Consider the following 14916-nt stretch of genomic DNA (forward strand, 5'->3'; position numbering starts at 1 on the left):
CCAGCCTGGGCCCAGCCCGGACCCAGCCCGAGGTCGGCTCGCAGCCGGCTCGGGGCTCAGCCTGAGGCCAGCTCGCGGCTTCGGTCGCGGGCGGCCTCGATGGCGGCCAGGAAGGCGGCGCGGACGCTGTGGCGTTCGAGCTCGGCGATCGCCGCGATCGTGGTGCCGCCGGGCGAGGTGACCGCCTCGCGCAGGATCACCGGGTGCTCGCCCGAGTCACGCAGCATCACCGCGGCGCCGACGATCGACTGGGTGACCATGTCGAGCGCGGCGGCCCTGGGCATGCCGAGCAGGATCCCCGCGTCGACCATGGCCTCGACCAGGTAGAAGAAGTAGGCGGGCCCGCTGCCCGACAGCGCGGTGGCCGCGTCCTGCTGCGACTCGGGGATGCGCAGCACCTTGCCGACCGGCTTGAGCAGGTCCTCGGTGTGCTGGAGGTGCTCCTCGCGCGCGTGGGCGCCCGCCGAGATCACGCTCATCGCCTCGTCGAAGCGGATCGGCGTGTTGGACATCACCCTGACGACCGGCACCTCGACGCCGAGACGCTGCTCGACGAAGGCGCTGGTGATGCCCGCGGCGGCGGTGATCACCAGGCGGTCGGCGGGGACGTAGGGGGCGATCTCGGCCAGCAGAGCCGCCATGTCCTGCGGCTTGACCGCCAGGATGATCGTCTCCGCGGCCTTGGCGGCCTCGGTGTTGGTCACGGTCCGCACGCCGTAGGCCTCGCGCAGCGCCTGCGCCCGCTCCGGCCGGCGTACCGTCGCCAGGATGTCGCCCGGATCGAACCCCGCTCGCAGCAGCCCGGACAGGAGGGCCTCGCCCATCTTGCCCGTGCCCAGAATCGCAATCACCCCGGTAGCCTATCGAGCCGGTGCCGGTTGACCGGCGACCGGGCGAAGCCAGTGCCGGCTGACCAGGGAGCGGGCGAAGCCGGTGGCGGCTGACCGGCGAAGCTAGTGTCGGCTGACCAGGGACCGGGCGAAGAAGGCCAGGTTGCGCGGGCGCTCGGCGAGGCGGCGCATGAGGTAGGCGTACCAGTCGGCGCCATAGGGCACGTAGACGCGCACCTGCGCGCCGAGCCCGGCCAGCCGGGCCTGTTCGGCGGGCCGCACGCCGTACAGCATCTGATACTCGAAACCCGTCGCGTCCCGCCCGGTGAGCACGGCCAGCGCCGAGGCGATCTCCACCAATCGCGGATCGTGCGTGGCGACCATGGGGTAGCCGGTGCCCGCCATCAGCACCTTGAGGCAGCGCACGAACGACCGGTCGATGTCCGTCCGGGAGGTGAGGGCGCCGGGCGCGCTGTAGGCGCCCTTGCAGAGCCGCACGCGGGCGCCGTCGAGCCTCTCGCAGCGCTCACGGGCGTCCGGCAGGTACGCCTGCACCACGACCCCCACGTCGGGATGCTCCTTGCGCAGCGTGGCGTGCACGGAGTGGAGCCCGTCCACCGTGTCGCGCTCCTCGGCGTCGAGGGTGATCGTCACTCCCCTGGCCGCGGCGGCCTCGCAGACGGTGGCCGCGTTGTCGAGCGCGAGCTGCTCGGAGAGCCGCAGGCCCAGCGCGGTCAGCTTGACCGACACGTCGGCGTCCCGGGGCAGCCGGCCGAGCACTGCGAGGTAGCCCTGGAGGGAGTGCTCGACCTGCGCCCGGTCGGTGACGTCCTCGCCCAGGTGAGCGACGGTGACGAGCAGCCCGTCGCGGGTCAGCCGGGCGACGACCGCGCCGACGTCGTCGGCGACGTAACGCCTGACCACGTCTCTGGTCAGCGGCGAGGTGGTGACGACCCGCTCGACGAGGTCGCTTCTGGATACGGCTAGCAGGGACTGACGCAGCACATATCCCACCCTAACTTCGCGGGCGCGAAACCCGCCGGATTCGGCAGCTGAACCTGCGAGCCGTCCCAATCGTTCTAGAGGTATGCGCACAATGACAGCGACTCTTCTGGCCGGATGTCTGGTGCTTGCGACGAGTTGCGGGGCCCCGACGCCTGCCAAGCAGGCCACCGCCCCCTCCCCACAGACGCCGGTCACTACTGACCCCGTGGCCAGTGTTCCCGCTGAGACCACTCCCACGAAGTCTCCGAAACCGGTCAAGCCCACGGGCGACACCATCAACACGCACAAGGTCCGCTGGACCAAGGCGCGACCGACGTCCCAAGGCCGCAAGCTCCAGCTGACCTGGTGGTCGGGCGTGGCCCCGTGCACCGTCCTGGACCGGGTGAAGGTCAAGGAGACGCGCAAGAGCGTCAAGGTCACCCTGTACGAGGGCACCGCCCCGAAGGCCAAGGACGTCGCCTGCATCATGATCGCGGTGGAGAAGACGACGACGGTCAAGCTCAAGACCCCGCTCGGCAAGCGCAAGGTGGTAGACGGCGCCAAGCCCTGAACCCCGAGACAGACCCCGACCCACGACCCTTGTCGCACCGGGGTCGGTCCGTTCCAGGACGGGGAGTCTCGGGGAAGGGACGACCGGACCCCGGCACGCCACCCCCTGTCGTGCCAGGGTCCGTCAGGGTTTTAAGGGGGGAGCTTTCAGGGGGAATACGGGTGCCCGAGGGTGGGTTGAGTCGAGTAGGCTCAAGCTGTTTGACAAACACCCCGGGCATTCGTACGTTGAGTCTGACCGACTCAACTTTAACTACAGGGACGTACTCATGGCACGTGCGGTAGGTATCGACCTTGGGACGACCAACTCCGTCGTCTCGATCCTCGAGGGCGGTGAGCCCACCGTCATCGCCAACGCGCAGGGCTCGCGGACCACGCCGTCCGTGGTCGCCTTCGCTAAGAACGGCGAAGTCCTGGTCGGCGAGGTCGCCAAGCGACAGGCCGTCACCAACGTGGACCGGACCATCCGCTCCGTCAAGCGGGAGATGGGCACCAACTGGTCCCAGGAGATCGACGGCAAGAAGTTCTCCCCCCAGCAGATCAGCGCCTTCGTGCTGCAGAAGCTGAAGCAGGACGCCGAGGCCTACCTGGGCGAGAAGATCACCGACGCGGTGGTCACCGTCCCGGCCTACTTCAACGACGCGCAGCGCCAGGCCACCAAGGAGGCCGGCACGGTCGCGGGCCTCAACGTGCTCCGCATCATCAACGAGCCCACCGCGGCGGCCCTCGCCTACGGGCTCGACAAGGAGCAGGACCAGACGATCCTGGTCTTCGACCTCGGCGGCGGCACCTTCGACGTGTCCCTGCTCGACGTCGGCCAGGAGGACGGCCACGGCTTCGTCGAGGTCAAGGCGACCTCCGGCGACAACCACCTCGGTGGTGACGACTGGGACCAGCGGGTCGTCGACGAGCTGGCCAACCGATTCAAGAACGCCCACGGCGTCGACCTGTCCAAGGACAAGATGGCGCTCCAGCGCCTGCGTGAGGCCGCCGAGAAGGCCAAGATCGAGCTGTCCAGCCAGGCCGAGACCAACATCAACCTGCCCTACATCACCGCTTCCTCCGAGGGCCCGCTGCACCTCGACGAGAAGCTGACCAGGGCCGAGTTCCAGCGGCTGACCGCCGACCTGCTCGAGCGGACCAAGGGCCCGTTCCACCAGGTCATCAAGGACGCCGGCATCAAGATCTCCGACATCGCCCACGTGGTGCTCGTCGGCGGCTCGACCCGCATGCCCGCCGTCTCCGAGCTCGTCAAGGAGCTGACCGGCGGCAAGGAGCCCAACAAGGGCGTCAACCCGGACGAGGTCGTCGCCATCGGCGCCGCCCTGCAGGCCGGTGTGCTCAAGGGTGAGGTCAAGGACGTCCTGCTGCTCGACGTGACCCCGCTGTCGCTGGGCATCGAGACCAAGGGCGGCATCTTCACCAAGATCATCGAGCGCAACACGACGATCCCGACCAAGCGCTCCGAGGTCTTCACCACGGCCGAGGACAACCAGCCGTCGGTGCAGATCCAGGTCTACCAGGGCGAGCGCGAGATCGCCTCTTACAACAAGAAGCTGGCCACCTTCGAGCTGACCGGCATCGCCCCGGCGCCGCGCGGCATCCCGCAGATCGAGGTCACCTTCGACATCGACGCCAACGGCATCGTCAACGTCTCCGCCAAGGACCTGGGCACGGGCAAGGAGCAGACGATGACGATCACCGGCGGCTCCGCGCTGCCGAAGGACGACATCGAGCGGATGATGCGCGAGGCCGAGTCCTACGCCGAAGAGGACAAGAAGCGCCGCGAGGAGGCCGAGGTCCGCAACAACGCCGACGGGCTCGCCTACCAGACGGAGAAGTTCCTCCGCGAGAACGACGACAAGGTCCCCGGCGAGATCAAGACCGAGGTCGAGGAGTCGCTCGCCGAGCTGAAGAAGGCTCTGGAGGGCACCGACACCGACGTCATCCGCAACTCGGCCGAGAAGCTCGCGACCGTCAGCCAGAAGATGGGCTCGGCGATCTACGCGCAGAGCCAGGCCCAGCAGCCCGGCGGCGAGGGCGCCCCGCAGGACGCCGCGGCCGGCGAGCAGCAGAAGGCCGATGACGACGTGGTCGAGGCCGAGATCGTCGACGAAGACCAGCCGAAGAAGGACAAGTGATGCCGACGCGTGACAACGGGCACGACGAGCCGGTGATCCGCGACAACCGCAAGATCGACCCGGAGACGGGCCAGGTGCGCGAACGACCGCAGGACCAGGACGCTCCCCCTCCTCCCGCCGCCACCGAGGCGGCGGCGCAGGACGGAGACCTGCTGGCGCAGCTCTCCGAGCGGACGTCCGACCTGCAGCGCCTCCAGGCGGAATACACCAACTACCGCCGGCGGGTCGAACGCGACCGCGGAGCCGTGCGGGAGCAGGCCGTCGCGAGCGCCCTCCAGGAGCTCCTGCCCGTGCTCGACGACATCGGCCGGGCGCGTGATCACGGCGAGCTCACCGGCGGCTTCGCGAAGGTGGCAGAGTCACTGGAAGCGGCCGTCACCAAGCTCGGGCTCAACTCCTTCGGCCAGAAGGGCGACCCGTTCGACCCGACCGTCCACGAGGCGCTGATGCACAGCTACTCGCCGGACGTCACCGAGCCGACCGCGATCGAGGTGCTCCAGCCCGGTTACCGGATGGGTGACCGAGTGCTCCGCCCGGCGCGGGTGGCCGTGGCGGAGCCAGAAGACGCCCCCCCGGCGTCCGACGACGACAACTGACGAAGAACGAAGGGCGATAGATGAGCACCAAGGACTACCTGGAGAAGGACTACTACGCCGTCCTTGGTGTGCCCAAGTCAGCCACGGCCGAAGACATCAAGAAGGCCTACCGCAAGCTGGCCCGGCAATACCACCCCGACACCAACCAGGGCGACGTGGCCAAGGAGACCAAGTTCAAGGAGATCTCCGAGGCCAACGACATCCTGTCCGACAGCAAGCGCCGCAAGGAATACGACGAGGCGCGCGCCCTGTTCGGGTCCGGGGTGGGGGCCCAGCGTCCCGGCAGTGGCGGCTTCCCGTTCGACTTCGGCGACCTGTTCGGGGGCACCGCCAACCAGCAGCAGCAGGGCCACGGGGCGGGTGAGCGGCTCGGCGACCTGTTCGGCGGGCTGTTCAACCGCGGTGGCGGCGGCTCGGCCCGTACGACCAGCGCCACCAGGCCGCGACGTGGCCAGGACGTCGAGTCCGAGGTCACGCTCACGTTCTCCGAAGCGGTCGACGGCTCCACGGTGTCGCTCAGAATGACCAGCTCGGCCGCCTGCACGGCCTGCAGCGGCACCGGGGCCAAGGCCGGCACCACCCCGCGGGTCTGCCCGACCTGTGAGGGCACGGGGGCGGCCAGCCGCAACCTGGGCAACTTCGCCTTCTCCGAGCCCTGCCGCGACTGCAAGGGCCGCGGCCTGCTCGTGGACGACCCCTGCCCCGTGTGCGAGGGCAGCGGCCGGGCCAAGAGCACCCGCAACATCCAGGCGCGCATCCCCGCGGGGGTGGCCGACGGACAGCGGGTCAAGCTCAAGGGCAAGGGCGCTCCGGGCGAGAACGGCGGCCCGGCCGGCGACCTCTACATCCTCACGCACGTCAAACCGCACGCCGTCTTCGGCAGGACGGGCGACAACCTGACCATCACCGTGCCGGTGACCTTCTCCGAGGCCGCGCTCGGCGCCGAGATCAAGGTGCCGACACTCAAGGGGCTGCCGGTCACGCTGCGTATCCCGACGGGCACGCCCAACGGCCGCACGTTCAGGATCCGTGGCAGAGGCGTCGCCCGCAAGGACGGCACCAAGGGCGACCTGCTCGCCACCGTCGAGGTGCTCGTCCCCAAGACACTGGACGACAAGTCCCGCGAGCTCCTCACGGAGTTCAACACCGCGACGGCGGGCGAGGACCCGCGGGCTGATCTCATACAGAGAGCCAGAAGCGAGTAGCCGATGGACGCCAACTATTTCGACCTGTCAGACGAGACTCCGGTCTATGTGATCTCGGTGGCCGCGCAGCTGTCGGGCCTCCATCCGCAGACCTTGCGGCAGTACGACCGGCTCGGACTGGTCTGTCCAGGCCGCACGGCGGGGCGCGGCCGCCTCTACTCCACCCGCGACATCATCCAGCTCCGCGAGGTCCAGCGGCTCTCCCAGGAGGAGGGCATCAACCTCGCGGGCATCAAGCGGATTCTCGAGCTCGAGAACGAGGCTCTGCGGCTGCGTGAGGAGGTTCACCGCCTCCGCGCCGAGATGCAGATGGTCAGGGCGCTGATCCGCTACGAGCTGCCACCGGGGGCCTAGAACACATGGACTACAAGCTCACCCAGAAGAGCCAGGAAGCTCTCTCCGGGGCCATGCGGCGTGCCGCCGCGGAGGGCAATCCGGAGATCGCGCCCGCCCATCTGCTGACCACGCTGCTCGCCCAGACGGGCGGCACCGCCATACCTCTGCTCGAAGCCGTCGGCGCCGACTGGAAGACGCTGCGCGCCAAGGCCGAGGAGCAGCTCGCCGGGCTGCCGAAAGCGCAGGGCTCCACCGTGAGCGCGCCGTCGAGTTCCCGCCAGCTGCTCACCGTGATCAACACCGCGGCGCAACGGGCCAAGCGGCTCGAAGACGAGTACGTCTCCACCGAGCACCTGCTCGTCGGCCTGGCCACCGACGGCGGCCAGGCGGCCGAGCTGCTGAAGTCCCAGGGTGCGACGCCGCAGGCGCTGCTCGACGCCTTCGAGAAGGTACGCGGTCACGCCCGTGTCACCAGTGAGACGCCCGAGGACACCTACCAGGCGCTGGAGAAGTACGGCGTCGACCTGACCGAGCGGGCCCGGGGCGGCAAGCTCGACCCGGTCATCGGCCGCGACTCCGAGATCCGCCGGGTCGTGCAGGTGCTGTCGCGGCGCACCAAGAACAACCCGGTGCTGATCGGCGAGCCCGGCGTCGGCAAGACGGCCGTCGTCGAGGGCCTGGCCCAGCGCATCGTGGCCGGCGACGTGCCCGAGTCGCTGCGTAACAAGCGGCTCATCTCGCTCGACCTCGGCGCGATGGTCGCGGGCGCCAAATACCGCGGCGAGTTCGAGGAGCGGCTCAAGGCCGTGCTCTCCGAGATCAAGGAGAGCGACGGGCAGATCGTCACGTTCATCGACGAGCTGCACACGGTCGTCGGGGCGGGCGCCGCCGAGGGCGCGATGGACGCCGGCAACATGCTCAAGCCCATGCTGGCCCGCGGCGAGCTGCGCATGATCGGCGCCACGACGCTCGACGAATACCGCGAGCGCATCGAGAAGGACCCCGCGCTGGAGCGCCGCTTCCAGCAGGTCTACGTCGGCGAGCCCACGGTCGAGGACACGATCGCGATCCTGCGCGGGCTCAAGGGCCGCTACGAGGCCCACCACCAGGTCCAGATCGCCGACAGCGCGCTGGTCGCCGCCGCCACACTCTCCGACCGCTACATCACCAACCGTTTCCTGCCCGACAAGGCCATCGACCTGGTCGACGAGGCCGCCTCCCGGCTGCGTATGGAGATCGACTCGCGTCCCGTCGAGATCGACCAGCTCCAGCGCAACGTCGACCGGATGAAGATGGAGGAGCTGGCCCTTTCCAAGGAGACCGACGAAGCCTCCATCCAGCGGCTCGAACGCCTGCGCAAGGAGCTGGCCGACCGCCAGGAGGAGCTCAACGCCCTCGTCGGCCGCTGGGAGCTGGAGAAGGCCGGCCTCAACAAGGTCGGCGAGCTGAAGAAGCAGCTCGACGAGGCCAGGAGCGGCGCCGAGCGGGCGCAGCGCGACGGCGACTTCGAGGCCGCCTCCCGGCTCATGTACGCCGAGGTGCCGCGCCTGGAGCAGGCCCTGCAGGCCGCCTCCGAGGCCGCGACGCCCGACCACGCCATGGTCAAGGAGGAGGTCGGCGCCGACGACATCGCCGAGGTCATCTCCTCCTGGACGGGCATCCCGGCGGGCCGCCTGCTGGAGGCTGAGACGGCCAAACTGCTGCGGATGGAGGAGGAGCTGGGGCGGCGCCTCATCGGGCAGCAGCAGGCCGTACAGGCCGTCTCGGACGCCGTACGCCGGAGCCGGGCCGGGATCTCCGACCCCGACCGGCCCACGGGCTCGTTCCTGTTCCTCGGCCCGACGGGTGTCGGCAAGACCGAGCTGGCCAAGGCGCTGGCGGAGTTCCTGTTCGACGACGAGCGGGCGATGACCCGCATCGACATGAGCGAATACTCCGAGAAGCACAGCGTCGCCCGGCTCGTCGGCGCGCCTCCCGGCTACGTCGGCTACGAGGAGGGCGGCCAGCTCACCGAGGCCGTCCGGCGGCGGCCCTACACGGTCGTGCTGCTCGACGAGGTGGAGAAGGCCCATCCCGAGGTCTTCGACATCCTGCTGCAGGTGCTCGACGACGGCCGGCTGACCGACGGCCAGGGCCGTACCGTCGACTTCCGCAACACGATCCTGATCCTCACCTCCAACATCGGCTCGCAGTTCCTGGTCGACCCCAAGCTGGCGAACGGCGCCAAGCGCGAGGCCGTGATGGGCGCGGTGCGCAACTCGTTCAAGCCGGAGTTCCTCAACCGGCTCGACGACGTGATCCTGTTCGACGCGCTCGGCTCGGAAGAGCTGACGCGCATCGTCGACCTCCAGGTCGACCGCCTGGCCCAGCGGCTGGCCGACCGCCGGCTCACGCTGGAGGTCACCGACGCGGCCCGCGAATGGCTGGCGCTCACCGGCTACGACCCCATGTACGGGGCGCGCCCGCTGCGCCGCCTGGTCCAGTCGGCGATCGGCGACAAGCTGGCCAAGGCCGTGCTGTCGGGCGAGGTCGTGGACGGCGACCGGGTCCTGGTGGACCTCGGCGACGACGAGCTCTCCATCGGCCGCGGCTGAGGTCTGAGCTGAGGTCTGATACGTGACGCCCGGGAACCGGTTGGTTTCCGGGCGTCGGCGTTCACCGGCAGGTGGGCAGGCTCACGCCACCACCGGGCCGGTCACGTCCGCCTTCTCGTGGCGTCCCTTCTCAGGACACCAGGGCGTCGAGGTCGTCTTCCGGTAGACCGAGGTCCACCCTGATGCGATAGCGGGTACGCAGCAGAGCCACGTGCTCGGGGTCGTCCTCGTCGCAGGCCAGCACCGCCTGGGTCGCCCACTCGTGCCCAGCCCGCAGGTCACCGTAGGCGACCAGGGTCTCGGCGATCGTGTGGGCGGTCGCCGTGGTGGCTCTGCCCTCCGCACGGATGGTCTCGATGACCTCCCTAGCCTCGTCCGGCCGGTCGAGCTCGAAGAGCGTGTCGGCTATGCCGGCTCGCGGATCGATGCTCGACTCGCCACCGTCCTCCATCGCACGCTGGAAACACTCCATCGCACGCGCGGGCTGTCCCGCCGCCCGCCATTCCTCGGCGGCCAGGACCAGGATGGATGCCCTGGAAACGTCGCCCGTCGAATAGCCGAGCGCGACGTCGTACAGCCGCTTGGCCAGCGAACCGTGGTCGTCGGCCAGCAGTGCCTGCTCTAGCAGGCGATCAAGGTGCTCACGGGTCACATGCGCCACACCGCGAGACTACCGAGCCGCTTGCGGTTTTGCCCGGTCAATACACATCGCGGATCTCGCACAGGTTAGGCAACGTAGCGTTAAAGTGTGACTACAGTAAGCGTGTCTGTGCTGGTCGAAGGGGATATTACCGTCGCGCTCGTCCGCTAGTGGAGGGAGTCGCGATGGGCCTGTCCAGGCAGATGACCTTCATTTTGGTCTGCCTCGTCGTGCTGTCCGCCGTGATTCCCGGTGCGGTGGGCTACCTTTCGGCCCGTCTGGAGGCCATCGAATCGGCGGAGCGAAACCTGCACGCGCTTGAGGCGAGGCTGCACACCAGGATGGTCAGGGAGGCCCGTGACGCACGGTCGGTGACGTTCCTGACACCGTGCGCGCCGGGCACCGACACCTCTCGCACCCAGCTGCGAGAGCCGCCCGCCACCGCGCTCGTCCCGGAATCGGGCGACCGGCTCCAGTCCAGGTACGACCCGCGCGGCTCGACCCCCGCCTGGCTGCCGGAGCTCCTCAGAGAGCTACGCGCGGCCCACTGAACGGCCCGGCAGCCCGACGCCTCACGCGGGCCAGGACTTGAGCTGGCGGGACAGGAAGCCGCGGATCAGCTGCTTGGCCGCCTCGATGATCTCCGGCGCGCCGTCCGGATCGCGGCGGAAGGCCAGCTTCAGCACCGCGTCGCCCGCTTCGACCGCGACCAGAACGGCCATGTCGAGCTCCTGGCTGTCGGCCAGCCCGAACTCCTTCAGCAGCAGCCCGCGCAGCCGCCCGGCGATCACCATGTTGTTGTCGGAGTCGGAGTCGAGCAGGTTGAGGTCGACCACGTCGCCGAAGCGCAGGTTCCTGAACCCGGGCACGCTCCGGTGCATGTCGACGAACTCGTCGATGATCGCGTCGACCGCCTCCCACCAGCCGCGGTAGTCCTCTTCGAGGAACCGGCGGCCGACCCGGGAGACGAACTGCTCGACGTTGCGCCGGGTCAGCTCCTGCGTGATGGCTCGCTTGTCGGGAAAGAACTGGTAGACCGACCCGATCGCGACGCCGGCTCGCTCGGCGATGCGGGTGGTGGAGAGCCCCTCGTAGCCGATCTCGTCGAGCAGCTCGGCGCACGCGTCGAGCATCCGCTCGACGCGGCGGGCACTGCGGCGCTGCGTCGGCCGTCGCCGGAGCGATTTGGGCGCTGCGCAGCCGTCTTCAATCATCGGGGAGGACACGTGCTCCATCTTCCCCCCAAGTGCACGATCGTTACCTGGCGAATGGCGGATTTCTCGTGACGGAGGTCACTCTCGCGAACCGCCGCAGCGCTCCCGGCGAGATCCTCGACAGCGCGTAGCCGATCTTCCCTTCCGCGTTGACCGGCACAACCGCCTGGTCACGGTGTACGGCGCGCAGGATATGAGCGGCGACGCGCTCGGGCGGATAGCCGCGGCGGGCCAGCCCCCGTTCGGCCGACTCCCTCATGTCCGGACCGACGTACGTGGCGTTGCGCGCGATGGGCGTGGACACGAAACCGGGGCAGATCACGCTGACCCCGATGCCCTGTCCGGCCAGCTCCGCTCTCAGGCAGTCGCTCAGCATCTTCACCGCCGCCTTCGAGGTCGAGTAGGCGGGCAGCAGTCGCGACGGCACGAACGCGGCCGCCGAGGCGATGTTGATGATGTGGCCGCCTTCTCCGCGTTCGACCATCTGCGCGGCGAACAGCCGGCAGCCGTGGATGACGCCCCACAGGTTGACGTCGAGGGTCCTGCGCCAGTCGTCGAGCGAGTGGTCGAGGAACGGCCCGCTGACCGCGATCCCGGCATTGTTCACCACAATGTCCGGCACGCCATGCTCAGCGCGGATGTTTCCGGCGAAGTCTTCCATCTGGGCGGGGTCGGCGACATCGACTCGTACGGCGTGTGCCGTACCGCCGAGGTCCTTGGCGATGCCGTCAGCGGTACGGGCCGCCGCTTCGCGATCGAGGTCCGCGCAGACGACCTCGGCGCCGTGCGCGGCGAAGGCCCGCGCGGTGGCGCGCCCGATGCCGCTGCCCGCACCGGTGATCACCACCAGCTGCCCGTGAAAGGCCTTGCGGCCCTCTTCGACGCGGGCCCCGCGCAGGCTCCTGGTGGGCGCGCCGCCGTCGGCGTGGCCGGCGAACTCGGCGATCATCCTGGCGATGACGTCGGGGTGGCTGCGCTGGACCCAGTGCCCGGCCGCGATCTTGCGGTGCCAGAACTCGGGAACCCCCTGCCCCAGCGAGGCCAGCAGCGCCGGGGAGACGAACGGATCCCGGGTGGCCTCGATGAGCTGGACGGGCACGGCGACGCTCGGACCGCCGACGTCGCCGCCCCCGGCCATGTTGCTCCGGTAGAGGTGCAGCCCGTTGCGGGCGTCGCTCCTCAGGGTGCCGGCCGGGTGGCCCGGCCTGGGCTCAAGGCCCTCGCCCCGCCGCATCGACCGCTCCAGGACCCGCGGCATGAACGTGCTCCAGGCCAGCTCGGGCAGCACCGGGAGCCGGAAGGCGCCGATGTACCAGGACTTGGCCGCCTGCGACAGGACGTCGCGCCGCCTGCCGTGCCGCATGAAGTGGCGTGCCTGCGCGAGCCCCGGACCGCCGAAGCTGGTGAAGGAGGCGATGCGGTCCCGGATGCCGGGCCGGGTCACGGCGTCCCAGCCCTGCAGCGAGCCCCAGTCGTGCCCGACGAGGTGGACGCGGGGCTTGCCGATCGCGTCGAGCACCGCCGCCAGATCGCCCGCGAGCCGGTGGAGGGCGTAGTCGCGGGTGTGGCGCGGGGCCGTCGAGTCGCCCGCGCCGCGTACGTCGTAGCGGACCACGTGGAAGCGGTCGCGCAGGCGCTCGGCGACCTCGTCCCAGACCCGGTGCGTGTCCGGATAGCCGTGGACGAGCAGAATCGTGGGGTGGCCGGGATCGCCTTCCTCGAAGACCGCCAGCCGTACGTCATCGAACTCGACCCAGCGCATGGCGACCTCCTATTGGACGTGGAGTCCAATGATAGATCTCGTCAAGGGCGGGCTGCCAGCCCCGTACATGATCGCAGTGCCCGCCACTCGGCCACCGCCTGTGTCTTGGCCGTGCCCGTCATCGGGATCGGTATGCCCCCCTGGATGGTGGCGGGCGTCCACTGGTCTTTGAGCACCTTGCGGCCCTTGATGGTGAGCGTCAGCACGCCGGTCCTGCCGGTGGTGCCGGGCGTGGAGTTGTAGAAGACGAAGTTGCCCAGGCCGTAGCTGACGTAGGCGTTGCCGATGTACCCGGCGCCGAGCAGGATGTGCGCGTGACCGCCGACCACCACGTCGGCGCCCGCCTTGACCAGCTTCGGGCCGAGTGCGAGCTGCGCAGGGTTGGGGCACTTCTGCATCTCGGTGCCCCAGTGCAGGTGCACGATGACGGTGTCGGAGTTCTTGCGCGCCTGCCGTACGGCCTGGAGCAGGCGGTCCTCGTCCTTGGCCGACGCGAGCCCGCCCTTGGTGGACGTCGCGGTCCACGCCTGGATGAACTCGGCGTCGAGCACCTGAGTGGCCCCGATGATGGAGACCCGGTTGCCGTTGACGGTCTTCCTGTACGGCTTGTAGGCCTGGGTGGAGTTCGCCCCGATGCCCACGATCGGGAACTTGCTCCGCTTGATCTCCCCCAGCGAGTCGGCGAGCCCGGTCTCCATGTAGTCCATGCCGTGGTTGTTGGCCATCGACGCCACGTCGACCCCGGCGGCCTTCAGCGCGGCGAACGCCGTGGGGGGCGCCCTGAACGTGTACTGCTTGCCGGGCGCGGGCGTGCCACCCGTCGTGATCGCCGTCTCCAGGTTGACCATCGCCAGGTCGGCCCCGCGCAGCACCTGCGCGATCGGCCCGAGCGCCGTGCGCGGCGCGGCGAGCCGGTTACGGAGCCCGCCCTCGAAGTGCACGTCCCCGCCGAACGCGATCGTGTACGGCTTCCGCGCGGGGGCGGCGGGGGCGGTGGTGACGGCCACGTCCTTCGGTTTCTCCGCCGCCTGTTCGCTCTTCGGCGGCGGCTCCGACTTGGCCGCCGAGCACGCGGCGGCCGAGGCCAGCATGACGGCGAGGGGCACCGCGAGGAGGGGGCGGGGGACTCTCATGTGCGGCTACTTCCGCTCGATCCTGACTTTCAGCCATCGAGCATGCCATGCGCGGAGGAATCGCGCGCGGCCCTAGGGGCGCTGACCTTCGGTCATGAGGCGGGTCATGGCGTCGAGGCACCGCTGGTCCTGCGGCGAGTAGACGATCATGCGGGTCTCCGGTGCCGACGAGAGGTGGAAGCTGGTCGTGCTGAAGCCGATCCGGCCCATCTCAGGGTGCTCGTACGTCTTCACCCGCGGCCCGGGCTCGGCCACGTCCTGCCTGGCCCACAGCCTGGCGAACTCGGCGCTCTCCGCGGCGAGCCGCCGGACGAAGTCCTGCCAGCACGGGTCGTCGGCGTGGCGGCTGTAGGCGCCCCGGAAGACGGCGACGGCGCGCGGCAGCTCGTGGTCGCGGTTGACGAGCATGGTCGTCCACGAAGGGCTGACGAACGTCTGCCAGAGCGAGTTGCGCTCGCCCTCCGGGGCGTTGACGATCTCGGGGAAGATCGTCGCGTAGGCGGGGTTCCAGGCCAGCACGTCGCAGCGGCTGTTGGTGATGCACGCGGGCATCACGCCGAGCTGGTCGAGTATGGCCTGCATCTCCGGCGTCACCGGAGTGGAGCCGGCCAGGACGGGGGTGCCCGGCTGGCCGGCCAGCCGGTAGAGGTGCTCCCGCTCGGCGGTGTCGAGCCGGAGCGTGCGTGAGATCGCGTCGAGCACCTGGCTGCTGGCGTTGATCGGCCGCCCCTGCTCCAGCCACGTGTACCAGGTGATGCCCACCCCGGCGAGCTGGGCGACCTCCTCGCGGCGCAGGCCGGGCGTACGCCTGCGGGGTCCCGGCGCCAGATCGACCATCTCAGGGGTGATCCGCTCGCGCCGGGTGCGCAGGAACGCCGACAGATCGGAGCGCCTTGCCTCTGTCACGGTCA

Annotated in this window: 14 protein-coding genes; 7 read left to right on the forward strand and 7 right to left on the reverse strand. The window is 69.7% G+C overall.

Annotated features, from left to right (window positions below; genetic code table 11):
* Positions 1-56: 56 nt before the first annotated feature.
* Together proC and LDL49_RS38600 are read right to left on the reverse strand one after the other, a co-directional pair.
* Positions 57-851 (reverse strand): pyrroline-5-carboxylate reductase, encoded by a 795-nt coding sequence (gene proC / locus LDL49_RS38595; protein WP_225299010.1) that lies wholly within the window; start codon positions 849-851, stop codon positions 57-59.
* Between the two features lie 102 nt (positions 852-953).
* Positions 954-1835 (reverse strand): proline dehydrogenase family protein, encoded by an 882-nt coding sequence (locus LDL49_RS38600; protein ID WP_225299012.1) that lies wholly within the window; start codon positions 1833-1835, stop codon positions 954-956.
* A 205-nt stretch (positions 1836-2040) separates the two neighbouring features.
* Between LDL49_RS38600 and LDL49_RS38605 the strand changes: the two genes are divergently transcribed.
* The 6 genes from LDL49_RS38605 to clpB all read left to right on the forward strand — a co-directional run bounded on the left by LDL49_RS38605 (position 2041) and on the right by clpB (position 9256).
* On the forward strand, positions 2041-2385 hold the full coding sequence (locus LDL49_RS38605; protein WP_225299014.1) for a hypothetical protein: 345 nt from the start codon (positions 2041-2043) through the stop codon (positions 2383-2385).
* Positions 2386-2653: 268 nt separating this feature from the next.
* Positions 2654-4525, forward strand: coding sequence for a molecular chaperone DnaK (gene dnaK / locus LDL49_RS38610; RefSeq protein WP_225299016.1), 1872 nt, complete (start codon positions 2654-2656; stop codon positions 4523-4525).
* Positions 4525-5121 (forward strand): nucleotide exchange factor GrpE, encoded by a 597-nt coding sequence (grpE, locus tag LDL49_RS38615; RefSeq protein ID WP_225299018.1) that lies wholly within the window; start codon positions 4525-4527, stop codon positions 5119-5121. Before dnaK ends, grpE begins: the two co-directional genes overlap by 1 nt.
* 20 nt (positions 5122-5141) lie before the next feature.
* The gene (gene dnaJ, locus LDL49_RS38620) at positions 5142-6326 is read left to right on the forward strand and encodes a molecular chaperone DnaJ (RefSeq protein ID WP_225299020.1); all 1185 of its coding nucleotides are present in this window, start codon (positions 5142-5144) and stop codon (positions 6324-6326) included.
* A 3-nt stretch (positions 6327-6329) separates the two neighbouring features.
* Positions 6330-6680 carry a heat shock protein transcriptional repressor HspR gene (locus LDL49_RS38625; protein WP_113703558.1) on the forward strand — a complete coding sequence of 117 codons (351 nt, stop codon included), beginning with the start codon at positions 6330-6332 and terminating at the stop codon, positions 6678-6680.
* A 5-nt stretch (positions 6681-6685) separates the two neighbouring features.
* Positions 6686-9256, forward strand: coding sequence for an ATP-dependent chaperone ClpB (gene clpB / locus LDL49_RS38630; RefSeq protein WP_225299022.1), 2571 nt, complete (start codon positions 6686-6688; stop codon positions 9254-9256).
* Positions 9257-9386: 130 nt separating this feature from the next.
* Here clpB and LDL49_RS38635 read toward each other — a convergent pair whose 3' ends face one another.
* Positions 9387-9917: a tetratricopeptide repeat protein gene (locus LDL49_RS38635; RefSeq protein ID WP_225299024.1), complete on the reverse strand. Its 531-nt coding sequence runs from the start codon at positions 9915-9917 to the stop codon at positions 9387-9389.
* A gap of 164 nt (positions 9918-10081) precedes the next feature.
* On the opposite strand from LDL49_RS38635, the gene LDL49_RS38640 reads away from it, so the two are divergent.
* Entirely contained in the window at positions 10082-10447 is a 366-nt protein-coding gene (locus LDL49_RS38640) for a hypothetical protein (protein ID WP_225299025.1), read from the forward strand.
* A gap of 21 nt (positions 10448-10468) precedes the next feature.
* On the opposite strand, the gene LDL49_RS38645 is transcribed toward LDL49_RS38640, so the two are convergent.
* The 4 genes from LDL49_RS38645 to LDL49_RS38660 form a co-directional block, all read right to left on the reverse strand.
* Positions 10469-11131, reverse strand: a complete 663-nt coding sequence (locus LDL49_RS38645; protein ID WP_372470523.1) for a TetR/AcrR family transcriptional regulator — start codon at positions 11129-11131, stop codon at positions 10469-10471.
* A gap of 22 nt (positions 11132-11153) precedes the next feature.
* The gene (locus LDL49_RS38650) at positions 11154-12872 is read right to left on the reverse strand and encodes an SDR family oxidoreductase (RefSeq protein WP_225299027.1); all 1719 of its coding nucleotides are present in this window, start codon (positions 12870-12872) and stop codon (positions 11154-11156) included.
* A 41-nt stretch (positions 12873-12913) separates the two neighbouring features.
* Positions 12914-14005: a CapA family protein gene (locus LDL49_RS38655; RefSeq protein ID WP_225299029.1), complete on the reverse strand. Its 1092-nt coding sequence runs from the start codon at positions 14003-14005 to the stop codon at positions 12914-12916.
* 72 nt (positions 14006-14077) lie between these two features.
* Positions 14078-14911: a helix-turn-helix transcriptional regulator gene (locus tag LDL49_RS38660; protein ID WP_225299031.1), complete on the reverse strand. Its 834-nt coding sequence runs from the start codon at positions 14909-14911 to the stop codon at positions 14078-14080.
* Positions 14912-14916: the final 5 nt, after the last annotated feature.

This window comes from Nonomuraea aurantiaca (assembly GCF_020215705.1).
Classification (GTDB): domain Bacteria; phylum Actinomycetota; class Actinomycetes; order Streptosporangiales; family Streptosporangiaceae; genus Nonomuraea; species Nonomuraea aurantiaca.

Excerpts from the sequence above, each read along its gene's own strand:
- dnaK (WP_225299016.1), top strand. The coding sequence starts at position 2,654 with ATGGCACGTGCGGTAGGTATCGACCTTGGGACGACCAACTCCGTCGTC.
- grpE (WP_225299018.1), top strand. The coding sequence starts at position 4,525 with ATGCCGACGCGTGACAACGGGCACGACGAGCCGGTGATCCGCGACAAC.
- dnaJ (WP_225299020.1), top strand. The coding sequence starts at position 5,142 with ATGAGCACCAAGGACTACCTGGAGAAGGACTACTACGCCGTCCTTGGT.
- LDL49_RS38625 (WP_113703558.1), top strand. The coding sequence starts at position 6,330 with ATGGACGCCAACTATTTCGACCTGTCAGACGAGACTCCGGTCTATGTG.
- clpB (WP_225299022.1), top strand. The coding sequence starts at position 6,686 with ATGGACTACAAGCTCACCCAGAAGAGCCAGGAAGCTCTCTCCGGGGCC.
- LDL49_RS38640 (WP_225299025.1), top strand. The coding sequence starts at position 10,082 with ATGGGCCTGTCCAGGCAGATGACCTTCATTTTGGTCTGCCTCGTCGTG.
- LDL49_RS38645 (WP_372470523.1), bottom strand. The coding sequence starts at position 11,131 with ATGGAGCACGTGTCCTCCCCGATGATTGAAGACGGCTGCGCAGCGCCC.
- LDL49_RS38650 (WP_225299027.1), bottom strand. The coding sequence starts at position 12,872 with ATGCGCTGGGTCGAGTTCGATGACGTACGGCTGGCGGTCTTCGAGGAA.
- LDL49_RS38655 (WP_225299029.1), bottom strand. The coding sequence starts at position 14,005 with ATGAGAGTCCCCCGCCCCCTCCTCGCGGTGCCCCTCGCCGTCATGCTG.